The organism is Amorphoplanes digitatis, assembly GCF_014205335.1.
GTDB lineage: Bacteria > Actinomycetota > Actinomycetes > Mycobacteriales > Micromonosporaceae > Actinoplanes > Actinoplanes digitatus.
The window spans coordinates 334,995-353,481 of record NZ_JACHNH010000001.1 but is presented as its reverse complement, the minus strand read 5'-3'; the positions used below and the strand labels follow the sequence as shown (position 1 = coordinate 353,481).

General features: G+C 68.2%; 7 protein-coding genes. 2 read left to right on the top strand and 5 right to left on the bottom strand.

Going from position 1 to position 18,487, the window contains the following annotated elements:
* The first annotated feature begins 115 nt into the window (after positions 1 to 115).
* Together BJ971_RS01660 and BJ971_RS01655 are read left to right on the top strand one after the other, a co-directional pair.
* Positions 116 to 925 (top strand): hypothetical protein, encoded by an 810-nt coding sequence (locus BJ971_RS01660; protein WP_184988921.1) that lies wholly within the window; start codon positions 116 to 118, stop codon positions 923 to 925.
* Positions 922 to 3,393, top strand: coding sequence for a bifunctional polysaccharide deacetylase/glycosyltransferase family 2 protein (locus BJ971_RS01655; RefSeq protein ID WP_184988918.1), 2,472 nt, complete (start codon positions 922 to 924; stop codon positions 3,391 to 3,393). Before BJ971_RS01660 ends, BJ971_RS01655 begins: the two co-directional genes overlap by 4 nt.
* A 56-nt stretch (positions 3,394 to 3,449) precedes the next feature.
* On the opposite strand, the gene BJ971_RS01650 is transcribed toward BJ971_RS01655, so the two are convergent.
* From BJ971_RS01650 to BJ971_RS01630, 5 genes are all read right to left on the bottom strand, one after another.
* Entirely contained in the window at positions 3,450 to 4,673 is a 1,224-nt protein-coding gene (locus tag BJ971_RS01650; protein ID WP_184988916.1) for a GAF domain-containing sensor histidine kinase, read from the bottom strand.
* Between the two features lie 93 nt (positions 4,674 to 4,766).
* A complete protein-coding gene (locus BJ971_RS01645; RefSeq protein WP_184988913.1) occupies positions 4,767 to 5,132 on the bottom strand; it encodes a VOC family protein in 366 nt (121 codons plus the stop codon).
* A 76-nt stretch (positions 5,133 to 5,208) separates the two neighbouring features.
* Entirely contained in the window at positions 5,209 to 5,970 is a 762-nt protein-coding gene (locus BJ971_RS01640; RefSeq protein ID WP_184988910.1) for a phosphodiesterase, read from the bottom strand.
* A gap of 284 nt (positions 5,971 to 6,254) precedes the next feature.
* The gene (locus BJ971_RS01635) at positions 6,255 to 6,797 is read right to left on the bottom strand and encodes a hypothetical protein (protein ID WP_184988907.1); all 543 of its coding nucleotides are present in this window, start codon (positions 6,795 to 6,797) and stop codon (positions 6,255 to 6,257) included.
* The gene (locus BJ971_RS01630) at positions 6,794 to 18,298 is read right to left on the bottom strand and encodes a ricin-type beta-trefoil lectin domain protein (protein ID WP_239087478.1); all 11,505 of its coding nucleotides are present in this window, start codon (positions 18,296 to 18,298) and stop codon (positions 6,794 to 6,796) included. The genes BJ971_RS01635 and BJ971_RS01630 overlap by 4 nt, the downstream gene beginning before the upstream one ends.
* Positions 18,299 to 18,487 lie beyond the last annotated feature (189 nt).

Genomic DNA, 18,487 nt, shown 5'->3' with positions numbered 1-18,487 from the left:
CATCAGGTCAAACGCAAGTAGCCACCGTTTCGGACGATTCCGGCCCCACCCTTCGTACGTCATCAGATCCGGTGACTCCGATCAAGATCTCGGTAGATGTTCTTAAGCTCGCCGCGTGACATTGCAGGAGCCCAATAACCCGCCATTCGCCGACGTCGACATCCCTGACACACAGGTGATCGATGTCGCGCTCCCCTCGCCGGTGTTCGTGGACTCGACCGGACGCCGTCGGCGCCTGCTGCGGCGGGTCGCGTACGGCTTCGGTGCCCTCTGCATGGTTTATGGGGGACTCATCAGCGTCAGCCTGGCCGGCGGACCGGTCAGTTCCAGCGCCGTCCTGCCCCTACCCCTGCCCGGGCTGGCAGACAGCGGCGACGAGAAGGACGTCGTCCTGGCCCGGCCCAGCCCGACCCCGGTACCGGTCACCACCACGCCCGCCGCGCGGCCCATCCTCGAGGTCTTCCCTCGTCGCGGCGCGCCGGGCGGCCGGACGGTCGAGGCCGGTTCCGTCACGCCACGGTCGTCGTCCGAGTCTCCCGATCCGTCCCGGAGCCCGTCGCCCGCGCCGACGTCGACCAAGCCCACGACCAAGCCGACCACCCCCAAACCCGCCGAGTCGGGGACGACCCCGCCGGCAACCCCGGACCCCGTCGAGACCACCACCGATCCGGCCCCGCCGGCCCCGCCCACCCCGCCGGCGCAGCCCCCGGCCAACGGCGGCGGCGGATCGGGCGGTGGCGGGAGCCCGGGTAGCGATCCCGTGGTCCCGCCGCCGCCACCGGCCGAAGACCCCGACCCCGCCGACCCGGCGCCGGCGAGCACCCCGAAGCCGAAGCCCGAGCCGAAGCCCGAGCCGAAGCCGGAGCCGAAGCCCGAGCCGAAGCCAGATCCTGGACCGGACCCCAGCGCCGAGGCCACCCCGTGACCCGCCCGCCGGCCCGCCGTAACCGCAACCGCAACCGGGCCCGGAGCCGCCTGCTGCCGCCGCCACGCGTCCTGCTCGGCGTCCTGCTGATCAGCGTCTTCGTCGGCGTGCTGGTGGTGCAGGCGTACATCAACGCCGAGTTCACCAGCGACCACCTCGAATCCGAGGTCGGCGACCAGGCCGGGGTGCCCGCGACGATCCGCGGCGGCGGCCCGATCATCAACACCACCGGCGGCCAGGAGAGCTCCAGCCGGCTGCCCGAACGCACCATCGCGCTCACCTTCGACGACGGCCCCGACCCACAGTGGACGCCGAAGGTGCTCGACGTCCTGCGGGAGAACGACGCGCACGGCACGTTCTTCGTCGTCGGCTCCGAGGTCGCCCGCCACCCGGAGCTGACCAAGCAGATCACCACCGACGGCAACGAACTCGGGCTGCACACGTTCACCCACCCCAACATGCAGCGCATCGCGCCGTGGCGGCGCAACCTCGAGCTGTCACAGACCCAGGTCGCCATCGCCCGGGCCGCGAACGTGCGCACGAACCTGGTCCGCTTCCCGTACTCGTCGAAGCCGCAGGCGATCGACGAGGTCAACTGGAAGATCATCAAGGAGGCCGGCAAGCACGGCTACCTGGTCGTGGTCAACGACATCGACAGCGAGGACTGGCAGCGCCCCGGCGTCGCGCAGATCGTCGAGCAGGCCACACCGCACGGTGACTCCTCCGCGGTCATCCTGTTCCACGACGCCGGCGGCGACCGGGCACAGACCCTGGCGGCGCTCAAGGTCTTCATCCCGGCGATGAAGGCGCGCGGCTACCGCTTCACCACGGTCACTGAGGGCCTGAACCTCTCGATCGCCGAGCAGGAGAAGGACCAGACCGTCGCTCTGCCGCTGCTCCCGGTAAACCCCGTTGCCGCCTCGACCGACCGGCTGCGCGGCTCCGGGCTGTTCTGGACGGTACGGCTGGCGGACGGCCTGGTCTGGGGGCTGGCCGGCCTCTTCCTGGTGGTCGGGCTGCTGACCATCGGGCGTACGGCGTTGCTGCTGCTGCTCGCCACCCGGCACGCCCGGCAGCGCCGCCGGCCCGACTGGTCCTGGGGCCCGCCGGTCACCGAGCCCGTCTCGGTCATCGTGCCCGCCTACAACGAGAAGGAGGGCATCGAGGCCGCCGTCCGGTCCCTGGCCGGCGGTGACTACCCGGAGATCGAGGTCGTGGTCGTCGACGACGGCAGCACCGACGACACCGCGGCGATCGTGGAGCGGCTCGGCCTGCCCAACGTGCGGGTCGTCCGGGTGCCGAACGGCGGCAAGTCCAACGCACTCAACACCGGGATCGCGCTGGCCCGCCACGACATCATCGTCACCGTCGACGGCGACACCATCTTCGAGCCCGACTCGATCCGGATGCTGGTGCAGCCGTTCGCCAGCCCGGCGGTCGGCGCGGTGGCCGGCAACGTCAAGGTCGGCAACCGGCAGACCCTGGTCGCGGCGTGGCAGCACATCGAGTACGTGATCGGCTTCAACCTCGACCGCCGCCTCTACGAGGTACTCAACTGCATGCCGACCGTGCCCGGCGCGATCGGCGCGTTCCGCCGCGTGGCACTGGCCGAGGTCGGCGGGGTCAGCGACGAGACCCTCGCCGAGGACACCGACGTCACCATGGCGCTGTGCCGGGCCGGGTGGCGGGTCGTCTACGAGGAGCGGGCCAAGGCGTGGACCGAGGCGCCGACGACCCTCGAGCAGCTCTATCGCCAGCGGTACCGGTGGAGCTACGGGACCATGCAGGCGATGTGGAAGCACCGCAAGGCGCTGACGGACTCCGGCGACTCGGGCCGTTTCGGCCGCGTCGGCCTGCCGTTCCTGGCCCTGTTCGGGGTGGCGCTGCCGCTGCTCGCACCCGTCGTGGACATCATGCTCGTCTACGGGCTGGTCTTCTGGGAGCTCAGCGCGACGGTGGTCGCGTGGGGCCTGATGCTCGCGCTGCAACTCTTCACCGCGGCCGTGGCGTTCCGCTTCGACAACGAGTCGATGCGCCCGCTGTGGCGGCTACCGCTGCAACAGTTCGCGTACCGGCAGCTGATGTACCTGGTGCTGATCCAGTCCGCGCTGACGGCCATGACCGGCGGCCGGCTGCGCTGGCACAAGCTGCACCGCGCCGGGCTCGGCGGCGCACGGAGCGCCGAGGCGGCGCCGCCCGCGCCGCCCGTACCCGTACCGGACCTCGCGCCCGCGGTCGACACCTGGCCGCCGGTGCTGGACCAGTCGGCCGACCCGGACCATCCGGCGGCCGGCCGGGCGACGGCCCGCCCGCCGGTACCGGCGCAGAGCGTTCCGCACTACGACAGCGATCATCCGTACCGCGGTGATCACCAGTACGACGACGACCGGTACGACGCCGACGAACTCCCGTCGGCCGGCTCGCCCCCGGCCGGCGGCTCCGGTCCCGTGTTCACCCGCGGGGCGTAACGGGGCCCCGCACCCGCCCGAACTGCAGCCGGGCGGGTGCGGGGCCCTCACACGCGCTAAGCGTCGACCAGTTCGCGTTCGGCGACCGGGAAGACCACGTGCAGCGAGGTGCCGTCGCCCGGGCGGTCCGAGAGCGCCACCGTCGCGTGGTGCGCGTCGAGGATCCGCTTGGCGACGGCCAGGCCGCGGTCCGGTCCGGGTACGAGACCCGGGTCGGCGAGCGCGCCGTAGTACAGGTGCGGGAACAGCTCGGGGCGCATTCCGCCGGGCATGTCCATGTCGTCAAGCCGTACCGTCGGGCCGGACTCCATCTCCGTGCCGACCCGCACCCGGCCGCCCGCCGGCGTGTACTTGACCGCCGCGAAGAGCAGGTGCGTGAGTACCTGCTCCAGGCGTACGGGATCAGCGATGATCGGCATCGACGGGCCGCCGGCCTGGTTGAGGATCCAGATCTGTTTGGTCGTCGCGATCGGCCGGACCGCCTCCACCGCCCGCTGGGTCAGCCGGGTCAGATCGATCTCCCGCATGTGCAGGCTGTCCATGCCGTGCCCGGCGTCGGCCATCGAGGCCAGGTGATCGAGCAGGTCGCTGAGCCCGCGCACGTGCGCCGCGGTCGCCCGGCCGACGAGCTCGGCCTGCTCCGCGTCGTGCATCCCGGTGTTGCCGAGATCGGCCAGATAGGAGCGCATCAGCCGCAGCGGCGCCCGCAGCTCGCCGCCGACCAGCCCGGCCAGCTCGTCCTTGCGCCGCTCCAGCTCTTGCAGCCGCGCGGTGGTGTTGACCAGCGCGGTGGCGTAGCGGCGCATCTCCAGCTGCGAGGTGACCTGCCGGGCCAGCGCCCGCAGCACCTGGAGCTGCTCGGTGTCGAGCCGGCGCGGCACCGAGTCGAAGATACAGAGCGTGCCGACGGCGAATCCGTCGCTGGTGACCAGCGGCGCACCCGCGTAGAACCGGACGCCGTCGCTGCGCTCGACCGTCGGGTTGCCGGCGAACCGGGGATCCTCGCGGGTGTCCGGCACGACGAGCAGGTCGTCGCCGAGGATCGCGTGCGCGCCGAACGACATGTCGCGCGGGGTCTCGGTCAGTTCGGTGCCGATCTTGGCCTTGAACCACTGGCGATCGACGTCGATCAGGCTGATCAGCGACATGGGCACGGCGCAGACGGTCGCGGCGAGCTTGACGATGTCGTCGAAGTCCCTCTCGGCCGGGGTGTCGAGCACGTGCAGTTCGTAGAGCGCGGCGAGTCGGTCGGCTTCGTTGCTGGGCAGGGGCGCGGACATGGCGGTCACCTCCTGGAGACACTCCAGGAATACCACCTAAAAGTAGCAGGACTCGCATTTCGCCAGTTTCCGCTCCCGGCCAGGGGCTCGGTCTCAGGCCGCGCGGTGGCAGACCGCCTCGACGTTGTTGCCGTCGGCGTCGAAGGCGAACGCACCGTAGTAGTCCGAGTGATAGTCCGGGCGCACGCCGGGCGGCCCGTTGTCGACGCCGCCGGAGCGCAGCGCGGCCGCGTGGAACGCGTCGACCGAGGCCCGATCCGGAGCGGTGAAGGCGACGTGCACGCGGCGGGTCGGCTCCCGCAGCGCCAGCCAGAAGAACGGGTGACCGCTGTCGGCGGCGAACCCGATCAGCTTCGCCTCGTCGACCACGATCTTGATGCCGAGCGGGCGCAGGGCATTCTCATAGAAGTGCTTGCTCTCGTCGAGGTGATGCACCCCGAGGACGACGTGGTCGATCATGGTCAGTTCCTCTCGCAGCCATGTTGACCGTATCTCCAGGGTGCGACATCTATTGATCTCGTGCGCCGAGCGGCGGTCAGTATGCGCCGAGCAGGGCGGCGGTATGACTGACCTGAACGCTGTGGGTTACGCAGTCATCCCCCTCGATCATGTGCAGCAGAAAGCCGGTGGGCTCGGCGATGTAGCCGGGCGGCTCGTCGGAGCCGAAGAGCAGCCCCGCCTGCCGCCACAGACTCGGCGCGACGGTGAGCACGCTGCCGGCGAAGCCCGCGGTGATCGACCGGTGCACATGCCCGGCCATGACCCGCGCGACGTGGGGATGGCCGGCGACGACCTTGCGCAGGTCGTCCCCGTCGAGCAGCCGCATGCCGTCGAGGAAGCGGATGCCGACCGGCATCGGCGGATGATGCAGGCCGACCAGCGCCGGCACGTCCGGCCGGCGCCGCAGCACCTCGTCCAGCCAGGACAGCTGCGCGTCGCCGAGCCGCCCCGCCGGAGAGCCGGGAATCAGCGAGTCCAGCGCCACGAGCGTGAACTCCGGATAGTCGACGGAGTAGTACGCCTCGCCGCCGACGGCGTCGAGCATCGCGTCCCGGTCGTCATGGTTGCCGGTGGTCAGGTGCAGCGGCAGCGGAAAGCTCCCGATGATCTCCAGCAGCGCCGCGTACTCGTCGGGCCGGCCGTGATCGGTGAGATCGCCGGTGATGACGACGCAGTCGGGCAACGGATCGAGGGCCATAACTCTGGAGAGTGCGAGCTGCAGCCCGGCGGCGGGGCCCCCGCCCAGCGGCCCGGTGGTGATGTGCGAGTCGCTGAGCTGCGCGATGAACGACGTCATGCCGCCATGATCCAGCGCAACCCGCCCAACACAACCGAACGGTCGTAACCCCTACACCGTCAATAACAGGACGCACACGCGAACGTCGACACAGGGCCCCCAGAACCCGAGCCGCCATTGCCGGTCGAAGCGCGCAGGACAGGCCCTGGAGGAAGCGCCGCTCCTCGTCGACCAACCGATCCGAGTGCGCCGACAGCGTGCCGAGCCAAGGCCATAGCTGTTGCCACCGACGTAGGGAAAGGACCGCTGCCGGCGAACGCCGTCGACTACGACCAGAGTCGGAATCAAGAAGACGAATACGCCGCATACATCAAATCGAAGCGGTCTCTCCCATTTTGCTGCGCACGGACCCTTAAAGAATCCACACCGCCGCCGGTGACCAAATCATTGACATCATCGTCCTGATATCGTTCCTCGGCAACAAGAAGGGGGACATTCAAGCGCCTCTGAGCCCTGAAGGCGGCGTTCCGAGCCGCCATCGAACACTCCAATATCGCGTCCGTCGATCCCGTGGCGATCACTTTCAGCGCAGAATGCAGTGTGACGACAGAATAAAGTGCCAGGGCGGAGGGGCCGGTGAGTTCGTCACCGACCACCATCTCATGCATCCCCTCCAACTCACGCCGTTGCGACTCATAGACCGAGCGGTCTTCAAAGTCCGGCACCCAGAGCATGTCCAGAGTTCTCACATAGCGATCGAGATCGGCGGGCCGACCCGAACTGGACACCGTCCAGAAGAGGATTCCGCTCGACCTTTCGGCGCATGCCGCCGAGAACAGGGCGGCCTGCTCCCGCGATGCGACAACGGCGAACTCGTCTATGTTCAACACTTACACCTTCGCGAACCTGGCCAATAGAACGTGCGGATCTTGAAACCGCGCTCACGCGAGTAGACCTGACCCGAGATTCTACCGGCAGTCGCCCTGATCATCTCACCGCACGGACCGGGTCGACAGACACTCCTCGACGCGGCACCCGCAATGGGCCGTCCGCCCATTTGATGGATACGGAGAAGGATGTTGTGTTCCGCGTGGGTCAACCCTTCGATATTGTCCTCGACCGCAATATGCCCCTTTCGTCTCGCCAACGAAATCTGCCCCAGACTCATACCGTCGCCGCTGCTGCCCACGACGGTAGCCTCGTTCCACCCACCTTTCCCGTCGGGGAACTGGGCACGTATCGCAGCCGACGTCTTGTTCTGCACGTCCCACTCGGTGCCCGCTAGCTTCTGGTATTCCGTGGCCGTGTCACCCAGTTCGTTCGCGAGCTCCTGCAACTCATCGTCGGAGCCGCAGTTGTGCACGAGGACTGGTTCGTTGCCGGCGATTACGTAGTACGTGTGGATCTCGGCGACGGTGAGGTCGCGCATGACCTTGGAGCCGTCGAACGCGTGGACGTCGATGACGTACTGGATCTCACCGTCGGGGCCGACCAGGGTCGACTTGCCCTCGACGAGATCGGCCGCGTCGACCCACTTGCCCGCGGTGGCGTCCCAGAAGGGGTGGTACGCCGTGGTCTCGAGCACCGCCTCGGTAGGCCCGCGGGTGCTGCGGCCTCCCTTGCCTTCGCCAACAGACTTGTCGGCCTTCTCGCCGGCCGGCCGGTCCGAGACCGTGACGTCGGTCAGTTCAATGTCGCGGTTGGAGTGCAGCTCGGTGACCTGCCGCGCACCTTCGTCACCCGTGGCAGGGTCCTTGGCCCGCACCTCGTCGCCGACATTGACCTCGGAGATCGGCCGGATCGTGCCGTCGGCCATCAGCACCCGGGTCGCCGGGTCGAAGCTGTGGCACGAGGCCGTTTCGGGTCGATCGGCCTCCTGAGGCTCGTCCCGATCTCGGTCTCGGTCTCGCTGGCGCTCCTGCTGCCGCTCCTGCTTCTTCGGCTTGGCGTTGTTCGGCTTCGAGTCGTTCCGCGCCTTGGTCTGCGGCTTCGGCTTCGTCGCCTGCGTGGAGGCCTTCGGCTTCTCCTGCTTCTGCTTCTTCGGCTTCGGCTTCTTCTTTGTCGGCGGCTTTTTCTTCTTCTTCGGCATCTTGGGCTTCTTCGGCAACTTCTGCATCACGTCGTTCAGATGCTTGCGTGCCTGCTGAAGCAGGTTCTGCGTATGCCGCATGACGGTCCGGGCGCCCTCAACAACGCGCTTCCACATGCGATAGCCGGAGAACGCCCGGTCGACCGCACGGTAGAGGGACTTCGCCAGCTTGAGGGCCTTGATCGGGCCCAGGAAGTTGGACGCAAGGTCGACGCAGTCCCAGATGCTGCCGCCGATGCACCCGACGATCGCGTTGTAGCCGATCATGTCGAGCAGCATTCCGATGCCGACCTGGAGCAGGATGTCGAGCAGCGGCGTCTGGCTCTCCCGCTCGGCGCGCTGGAAGTCGGCCTCCTGGCGGGCGATCTCGCCACCGGCGGCCTTCATGTCGCGGTCCCGCTGATCCATCGCGCTGGTGTAGTCCGCGAGTTGGGCCTGGTACTTCTTCATCGCGCACGCGAAGTCGTACTCACCGCACTTGCCGTCCACCGCGTTGCCGGTGGTGTCGGTGTTGCCCAGGGGGTCGCCCTCGGCGTACGCGTACCGGTTGGCCGCGCCCGACGTCGGCGTCGGGCTGTTCGTCGCGGTGTCGCGAGTGTCGAACGCTCCGGTCTCCGGGTCGTACCAGCGCGACCACATGTTGACCTTGCCGGTGCCCTGATCGGTCCACTCGGACTGGTAGCCGAGCTTGCCGACCATCCCACCGCCGGCGAGGATCTTGCCCCACGGGTCGTAGGACACCGAACCGGTCAGCGCGGTGCCGTTGCCGGCGAACTCGCCGACCACGTCGTCGTGGATGTCGGTCCAGGCGTACCGGTAGGTGCTGCCGGAGGCCACACCGACCAGGCCGTCGGCGACATCCCGGACGTAGACGCTGGTGCCGTCCGCGGCGATGTCGTTGCTGAGCCCGGTGTACTTGAGGCTCGGCTGGATCATCCGGCCCAGGCCGTCGTAGGTGTAGCTCGCCGTCGATCCGTTCTTCGCGCCCTGGGACACGACCTGGTTGAACGCGTCGGTGACGGTGTTCGTCTGCTGACCGTTGACGGTGGTGGCGGCCAGCGTGCCCCGGGCCGTGTACTGGTAGGTCGTCCCGGCCGAGTCGCTCACCAGCTGGTTGCGCTCGTTGTAGGTGAACGTCTTGGCGCCCGCCTGCACCCGGTTGCCGGCCTTGTCGTAGGCGTAGACCACCGGGGTGACCCCGTTGTCCCAGCCGATCATCCGGCCGGCGAAGTCATAGCTGTAGGTGTTCGTCGACGCGCCGTTGAATCCGGTGGTCGTCTTCTTGGTGAGGTTGTCGTTGCGGTCCCACTCGTACGCGATCTTGCCGATGCTGGCCTCGGCGGAGGTCTTCACCTCGTCGGTTTCCAGCTGGTGCAGGTCGTTGTAGCCCAAGGACCGCTTGTTGCCGCCGCCGTACGAGATCGACGTCACCTGTGAGGTCTCGTCGTAGCCGTACGACTGGCTGATCCCGGCGGTGGCGTTGGCCAGGGTCTTGAGCCGGCCGGCCTCGTCGTAGCCGTAGGACGTCGTCCCCGCACCGTCGACGCGCGTGGCAAGCGCCCCGTCGTCGTTGTACGTGTACGACGACGCACCCGAGACCCCGGCGATCGACGTGATCAGACCGCGGTCGTCGTACTGCACGGTGTTCTTGCCCGCCGAGCCGGTGAACGAGGTCATCCGGCCGACCTGGTCGTACTCGTATTCCCGGTCGGTCGTGGCCACCTGTGCGCCGGTGCCCGAGCTCCGCTTGAGCCGGCCCATCACGTCGTAGTCGGAGGTGACCGTCACCCCGCCCGGCGATTCCATTCGCGTCAGCCGGCCACCCGCGTCGTACAGCATGGTGAAGGTCCGGTCGTTCGGGTTGCCGGCCGTGGCGGGCTCGATCTGCTTCGCGGGCAGACCCCACTCGTTGTACGTGGTGATGAAGTTGGTGCCCCGGTCGTCGTTGCTGAACCGGGTCTGATTCCCGGCCTTGTCGTAGCCGAACCTCGTGACGATCGCGTCAGACCCGCTGATCGGCTCGCGCTGCGACTCCAGCCGGCCTGCCGCGTCGTAGGTGAACGTCTTCTCGCGGTTGTAGGCATCCGTTGCCGCCACCGTGTTACCAGCGGCGTCGTACCTCTGCGACCGCGTGCGCAGCAGCACGTCGGTCTTCGAGTAATCGGACGTGCTGAGCGCCCGGCCGGCGAAGTCGTACGCGACCGTGGTGTAGGTCTGGTCGGGCGCGGTCGTCCTGACCGGCCGGCCCGCGCCGTCGTAGCGCATCTTGGTGACCTTGGTAGCCCCGTCGGTGACGGTGACCTGCTCGCCGGCGGCGTTGTAGGTGGCCTGGGTCGTCACACGGCCGGGCGAGGTCACCTTCGTCGGCCACGGGCTCTCCCCGTTCGTGCCGTAGGCGTATTCGGTGCTGTACGACGCCGATGCCTGGCGGACCGCCTGGGTGGACTTCAGGGTCCGGCCCAGGTAGTCGTAGGTTGAGCCGACCGAGGCCCCGTTCGGGTCCGTGTGCCGGAGCACGTCGCCGTTGATGCTGTACGAGTACCGGGTGATCCCGGAGTCCGGCGCGGTGACCTTCACCGTCCGGCCGAACTGGTCGTACTCGTACCGGGTCGTGGCGTTCAGCGGGTCGGTGGTGGCGACCACCTGTCCGACCTCGTTGTACTCGGCGGTCGTCTTCGCCACGATCGGCGCGCTTCCGGCCTTCGGCGTGTAACTGGGCAGCTCGCTCTCCACCAGCTGACCAACGCCGTCGTACCGGAAGGTCGTCACCTTGTCGTTCGCGTCCTGCTGCTCGGTGACCTCACCGAACGTGTTGTAACCGACCAGGGTCTCCGACACGGTCAGGGCCGGGGCACCCTCCTCGACCACCGTGTTCACGGCGGGTGAGGAGGTCACGACCGCGCGGCCGACCTCGTCGTTGGTGATGTAGGCGGTGTTACCCCGCGGGTCGGTCACCGACTTGATCGAACCGTCCTCGGTGAGGCCGTAGGTGGTGCGGCTCACCCGGGCGTCGTTCGCCGGCGCGGCGCCGGACTTCAGCTGACCGACCTCGGCCGGGGTCAGCACCTTCTGGTACGCCTGCACGTCGTCGATCCGGCCGGAGAAGGCGCCGGTGGTGTCGGTCTCCGAGCCGATCCGCAGGCCGGTCGCCCGGTTGTTGAAGTCCTTCGTCGTCGAGATCGTCGCGGTGGCCGTGCCGTCCACGTACAGCGTCGCGGTCCGGTTGGCCGGAACCGGGTCGACGGTGACCGCGAGGTGCGTCCACGCGTTGGACGCCGCCTTCACCGTGGTGGAGCTGTTGAGCCAGGTGGTGCTGGCGTCCGGGTTGCGGACCGCCATGGCGATCTGCCAGGTCTCGGTGGTCTTGTTGAAGAACAGCTTCAGCGCGGAGCTGCCGATGTCACCGGCCATACCCAGGACATGGCGGTCGAGGTCCCGGGCACCGAGGTTGACCCAGGCGCTGACCGTGTACGGCTGCTGCGCGTTCACCACCGGCTGACCGATGATCGAGGCGGAGCTGCCGTTGAACGAGGCGGACCCGCCGCGCTCGCTGGACCAGGTGACCGCGCCGTTCACCTCGCCGGTGTTGTTACCGGCCGAGTCGGCGGTGGTCGGACCCGAGGTCTGGTCCATCTTCCACCGCATGGTCGGCGTCAGACCGTCCGACAGGTACGTGGTCTGCTGCCGCAGCCGGCCGAGCCGGTCGAACATCGCCTCGGACCTGCCCAGCACCGTGCTGCCCTCGGAGAGGGTGGTTCCGATCACCTCGTCCTCGAACGAGTACCGGTAGGCGGTGGTCCGGTCACGGGCCCCGGCCTGGTCTCCGGGCTCCTCGGGGAGGTCCAGGGTCGCGGCCGTGCTCCGGCCCGCGGCGTCGTAGGTCCGCGTGGTCGTGGTCTGGCCGTTGTTGGTGACCTGCTTTATCACGTTTCCGGCGGCGTCGTAGGTATTGCGCTCCATGAGGAACGACGCACCGGTCTCCGGATCGCGCCGGGTCACCGACGCCAGCAGGTTGTTGTCCGTGTACGTGTAGTCGTTGGTGTAGCCGTCCTCGTCCCCGTCGCCGTCCGTGTCCGCTTCCGACACGAATTCCGATGCGAGCCGGCCGGCCTTGTCGTACGTCATCGACCGCACGGTGAGGTTCGCCGCGGGTGACGGCGAGTGCGGGTCGCCGATGTAGCCCTCGACGATCGTCGCGAGCTCGTTGCCGAGGGCGTCGTACTCGGTACGAACCGTGCTGTCGTCCGCGTGTTTCTGCCGATTCACCCGGCCGTACTCGTCGTAGCCCGTCTCGACAGTGTTGCCCAGCTCGTCGGTCTCGGTGACTCGCCGGCCGAAGCCGTCGTAGCCGTACGTCACCGTCCGGGACGCGTCGCCGCCGGTGGCGTCCGACGCGACCTCCGAGGTCAGCAGACCGTCGACGTTGTAGGTCAGCGACGTGACCGGCGTGTGTACATCCCCGTTGACGGCGTTGGTCACCGCGGCATTGGTCACCGTGACCACCCGGTCCAGCCGGTCGTGCGCGAAGGTCGTGGTCGGGCCGGCGACGCCGGCGACGACCTCGATCTCCTTGGTGGTGCGGCCCAGCCCGTCGTATTCGTACCGGGTGACCATGCCGGCCGGGTCGGTCGTCTCGGCGACGTCGCCGCTGGGGTAGTACAGGATGGTCTGCACGCCGCCGTCGGGCTTGACGACCCGCCACGGCAGGTTGGCCGGCGCGGGGTCGGCGCCATAGCCGCCGGCCGTCCTGCCGGCCGTGGTGCCGTCGGTGTAGGCGATGGTCGTCTTGCCCTTGAGCGGGTCGACCATGCCGATGCGGTTGCCCTGACCGTCATAGGTGTACGTGGTCAGGTAGGTGTCGTCGGTGGCCGACGTCGACCCGAAGCCACGCTGGGTCATCACCCGGTCGTTGATGAGGTTGGGTGCCGGGTTCTCCGTGGTCGCGTCCGGGTAGTAGCTCGTGTAGCTCGTCGAGCACTTGTTCTCGGAGCGGTCCTGGCAGGTGGTCGCCGCGACGACGTTGCCCCGCACGTCGTGCTCGTTGATGGTCATGTTGCCCATGGGGTCGGTGACCGTCCGCAGGTGACCCTTGCCGCTGTAGCCGTACCGGGTCATGTTCCCGAGCGCGTCGACGTCGGCGATCTTCCGGCTGTACACCAGGTCGTACACGGTGGTGGTCGTGGTGCTCTTCGGACCCTCGACCGCGTAGTTCACCTCGCCCGAGCCGTTCGACTGGGCGGCGTTGCGGGCCTTGAACTGGTTGGAGATCTGGGTCGGATCCAGCTCCGCGGCGTAGAACGCGACCTCGGCGATGTGCCCGGTGAAGTCCCTCGTGGCGCCGGCCATTCCGGCCCACATCGAGGCGCCCGACGTGCCGAGGCTGTATGCGGGCTGGGGGGTGGCTGGAGTCAGGGTCCTCCCGCCCGCCCACTGGATCTTGGTGCCGTCCAGGTACAGCGTCTGGGTGTTGCCGGCGGTGGTCAGCACCGCGTGGTGCCACTTGCCGTCGTTGACCGCCTTGTGGCTGGCCACCCCCAGCTTCCATCCGTTCGCCCGGTCCAAGGCGCAGGGGTAGAGAAGCGCGTCGGTCCCGTCGACGTACTTGCCCGAGGTCGGGTTGATGGACACGCATTTCCCCGATGCCGGGTTCCGCAGTCCGCCGCCCATCGGATCCCACAGCTGTGCGGCGCTGCCGTTGCAGGTGTAGAGCTGAATCGCGGCGCCGTCGGCCGTGGAACCACCGCGGATGTCGAGACACTTGTCGAGGGCGCGGACGGCGACGGAGGAACTGGAGCCCGACTCGATAGTCCAGGTCTGTGCGGCGCTGCCGTTGCAGGTGTACAGCTGGATCGGCGTGCTGTTCTCGGAAGTGCCGCCCTGGACGTCGAGACACTTGCCCGCGACCTGGGAGCTCATTGGGCCGGTGGCCGGCGTGGACGGTGACAACCCACGCAACTCGCCGTCGGAGTCGATCCACATCGTCGGGATGCTCAGGAATTGAAAGGTCTCGGACCTGCCGAGCAGGGGTCCGTGGTCCGTCGTGTTGAACCACATCGAGACGGAGTTGGTCCCGTCCGGGTGCACCCCGGCCGGCAGGGCCACGTGGGAGTTGCTGCCGTTGAACGTCGCGGCGGTGGTGGACCCGCCGAGCGGGCCGGGCACCGAGCCGGTCGTGACGTTGTTATAGGTGGCGGTTCCGCCGTTGACCTCGTTCACCGCGTCCTGGGTACCGGTGTCCGACAGCCGCCAGTAGTTCGTCGGCGCGCCGCTCAGGACCGCACTCTCATGAACCTTCGTCGTCTTGGTCACCGTCGGCTTCTTCGGCTTCCACGCGGTGCCGTTGCCGTCGGTCAGCTGACTGACCCGGCCGGTGGCACCGTCGTACGCGACCACCGCGGTGGACTGCGTCGACGGACGGATCACCCGCGTCAGCGGGCGGACCGGGAGCCGGGCGGCCCAGATGTCGTCCACCATCGCCTTGTCGACCGCGGTGTCGTAGTACGCCACCTCGGCGATCGAGCCGTTGAAGTGATCCTTGGTACCGAGGTTGCTGCTCGTGTTGACGTGCGACTGGTTCGGCCAGCCACCGCCGAGGAAACCGGAACCGACGTACGAGCTGACCGCGCTCATGTCCTGGACGGTCACGCCGGTCTCGTCGACGGCGACGCGATTGCCGTCGAGGTACAGCTCCTGCTTGTTGCCGGTGGTGGAGAGCACCACGTGGTGCCAGTTGTTGTCGGCAACGCTCGCCGTGGACTGCATCGGCGTGTGCACCCGGGACAGGTATGCCTGGTCCGCCGTGCGCTGCTTGAAACAGGCCCAGATCTGCATCTCCGCGTTCAGCTGGGTCGGGAGGCCCGTACCCACCGAGTCCAGGCACAGGCCCGACGCGTACGCGACGATCTGACCGTCGGCCTTGACCTCCCACTGCTGGTTCGACTGCCCGTTGCAGTCGTAGGTGATGACGTCGACGCCGTTGGTGAAGCCCTCGCCCTCGGCGTCCAGGCACTTGACCACGCCGCCGGTGGTGACCCGCAGCTCCCGGGTGGCGGTCCAGGTGAACACCTGGTTGGCCGCCCCGGTGCAGTTGGCGAGCGCGAGCCGGACGCCGTTCGCCGAGGAGTTGCCGGGCACCGTGAGGCACTGCCCCTGCCCGTACGCCATCAGGGTGCCCAGCGACGCGCCCAGCTTCGGCGCCTTGGGGAAGCCGCCGACGAGCTTGCCGTCCGTGCCTACGTACAGCGTCGGGTTGTATGCGCCCTTGGTGGTGGTCGCCGTCGAGGTCGTCGGCTCCCAGGACTGCCCGTACAGGACGCCGTCGCCGGCGCCGTTGGGCGTCTTGAACCACATGCTGATGGCCTGGTTGGTGGAGTCCCCGTCCAGGTTCGCCGGCAGCCTCACCTGCGACGACGTGCCGTTGAAGCCGGCCGCCGTCGCGGTGGACCCGGCCAGCGGGCCGGGCTGGCCGAGCGTCACGTTGCTGTAGGCGCCGTTGTCGGTGCCGACGTTGTCCAGGACCGAGCTTTCGGCCGTGGTGCCGCTGGTCTCCGTCAGCCGCCAGTAGGAGTGCGGCTTGGAGTTGTCCACCGCGGTCTGGAACAGGCTGCCCGAGGTGTACTGGTACGCGTGGCAGTCACCCCAGTTCGTCGGGGGACACACCTTGGTCAGGGAGTTGTCGGTGTACTGGTACCACCAGGTGTTCACCGAGTCCCAGTCGCCCGGCGTGACCGGATCGGTGGCCACGTACTCGACGTGCTTGGGAGTCGTCTCGCTCCAGTAGAAGTCCAGGGTCCGGCCCGACGCGGACTTGATCGTCGTCAGCAGGTTGTTGTTGTAGGCGAAGGTCTCCTCCCGGCCGGAGACGTCCTTGATCGCCTTCAGCGCGAACCGGCCGGTCGCGACCTTCTGAAGGAAGTCGTAGGTGGTGCCGTCCTTCTCGACCAGCCTGTAGCCCTCGGTGCCGATCGCGGTGAAGGTGGCGGCGCGTCCCGCGGGCGAGGAGAACGTGCCGTCGTGATTACGGCCGAAGGCCAGCTCCCGCCCGTTGGGGTAGGTGACCACCACCGTGTTGACGACGCTCGTCCCGCTCGGTCCCGTGACGTTCGCCTCGACGGCCTTGGCATCCACCACGCTGGACCAGCCCGCGCCGAATGCCTGGCCGACGCGCGGGTCGATGCTGTTGTACGACCGGACGACCTCCAGCGCCGGGCCGACGGTGTTGATCATCGCGTCGCGGCTGGAGGTGGTGTAGTTGCCGATGACCGAGTCGAAGCCCTGTTCGGCGTTCTGCGACAACCCCGAGGTGATCGAGGGCTGCGGCACCGGCGTGACGAGCAGATGCTTCGTCAGGTACTTGGCGTTGTCCAGCAGACCGTCGGAGACCTTGACGGTCCAGTAGTACGACTCGCCCCACTTCAGCTTCCCGGCCGGGACGATCCAGGACTTCTTCGAGATCGCACCCGAGGTGAAGACCTGGGTCTTGGCGTCCTTGTCGTAGAAGATGAACTCGTACTTCAGCGACTTCGGCCAGTTGTCCGCGTCGTGCGCGTCGGCCAGCAGCTCCGGCGACAGCGTCCGCACGGCCTGCCCGTAAGCCGGGTACTGCTCGTTGACCTGCGGCGGCTCGTTGTAGTCGTAGGTCACTTCAAGGTACGGGTCGGTCGCGGAGTCACCGTAGTTGCCCGAGGTGAAACGCTTGAACGCGGTCGAGTCGGTCTCCGACGCGGTCAGCGCCAGGCCGTAGTTGGGCATCGATCCGCTGGACCAGGCGTTGAAGGTCGCGGTGTTCAGCGACACCGAGCGCCAGGCGCCCTTTCCGGCGTTGGAGCCGGTGTTCTCACACGCGGGATAGTTGTTGGTGATCGTCATCGTGCCGATCGCCCCGGAGTAGCTCGGCCCCTTCGCCAGGGTGCCGTTGTCCTCCATGCTCGCGACGGTCCAGGGCTCGGTGATCCGCCGCACGTAGACCGGCTCGTGGCTGGTGCAGTTGTACGACCAGGTGTGGAACAGGAAGAGCTTCGCCGACTTGATCTGCGTGCCGGTCAGGCCGTCGTTGTCGAATTCATCGAAGTGGATGAACGACCGCGACTTGTGTGTGCCGCTGTTGTACGTGCCGACCGGAAGATCGTCGCCGTTGTGCTGCTTGGTGGCGTCGTTGTTGTCGACGAAGATGTCGCCGGTGTCCTTGGTCTGCCATGTCGTCGGGTCGATCCGCACCGGATACTGCCGGGCCGGGTCGTTCAGCCACGCCGCGTCGGCGGTCACCTTCAGCGCCTGGCCGCCGTCGACGGTGATGAGGTCGTACTCCACGTCCCACGACCGGGCGGGCAGACCCGACTGCGGGTCGACCTTGGAGTCCTGCATGTAACCCGCCGGCACGTACATGGCGACCTTGCCGTCGGCGGCGACCAGCTCGAGCGAGCCGTCGTCCATCTCTCGCGCGGTCAGGCCCTCCAGCCGCAGCGGGAACACCCACTCGTTCCCGGCCGCCGGTGTATTCAGGACAATGGTCTCCTTGAGACCGTCGCTGACCGTCCTCAGCTCGAGGTCGGTGTCCGGCAGGATCTCCGGGTACGTCGCGGTGGAACCGTCGACGACCGCCGCCACATCCGCCGCGCCGGCCAGGTCGTAGGCCATCGTGTGACCCGAGGCGGTCGTCACCGACGCCAGCGCCTCATCCGCCGACTTCACCCGCTTCACCCGCGGAGCGGGCGGTGCCGCCTGAGTGGACGGGATGGCCGCGGCGGACGGGGAGACCGACGACGAGGGGGCGGAGTCGTCGGCGCCGCGTGCGCCCAGGGTCACGTCGATGGAGTTCGCGCCCATCTCCAGGCGGTCTCCGCGCCGGATCAGGGTGGTGTCGATCGGCTGGTACGACCCGTCGGCGGCCCGGTAGTTGGTCCGCGACTTGTGGATCTGGCGGGTGATCGAGCCGTCGGCGTTCTTGAACTCGTCGATGAGGGCGGTCGACTTCTTGGGCAGGCGCTCGCTGGTCTTCGCGTCGAAGCTGCCGGCGCCGGACTTCTCCGGCGCGGTCCACTTCTTCGGGGCCTCCTGCGGCGGCGGCGCGGGATCGACAACGCCCTTCCCGCGGCCCGGCGCCCGGCCGGCACCACCGTTCGCCCGCGTCTTGTCGCCGGACGCGTAGTGGTCACGGTGCTCGGCGTCGCGCGCCCACTTCTGCATCGGCAGGCCGGTGACGGCGGCCAGCGCCGCCGGCTGCCGCAACGCCGACAGCAGCCCCGAAACGGGCCACCCCGCGTTCTCCGGAACCACCTCCGGCGGGACGCCCAATGACATCCCCACGGCAAGTGCAGTGACGACAGCGATACGTCGTCTCACAGTGAGCCCCCGCTCCCACAGCAAACTTTCAAGACGCCGCGAAGCATGGAGCAAGATCATCTATTTAACAAGATCTTGCACCGGGGCCGAATCACCACTTACTCTCCGCCGGTGTCCAAAAAGGCGAGGTCAGACGCTCTGTTGTGG

What these genes read in the sequence shown, in the direction of transcription:
- BJ971_RS01645 (WP_184988913.1), bottom strand. Translation starts at nt 5,132, where the DNA reads ATGATCGACCACGTCGTCCTCGGGGTGCATCACCTCGACGAGAGCAAG.
- BJ971_RS01640 (WP_184988910.1), bottom strand. Translation starts at nt 5,970, where the DNA reads ATGACGTCGTTCATCGCGCAGCTCAGCGACTCGCACATCACCACCGGG.
- BJ971_RS01630 (WP_239087478.1), bottom strand. Translation starts at nt 18,298, where the DNA reads ATGTCATTGGGCGTCCCGCCGGAGGTGGTTCCGGAGAACGCGGGGTGG.
- BJ971_RS01650 (WP_184988916.1), bottom strand. Translation starts at nt 4,673, where the DNA reads ATGTCCGCGCCCCTGCCCAGCAACGAAGCCGACCGACTCGCCGCGCTC.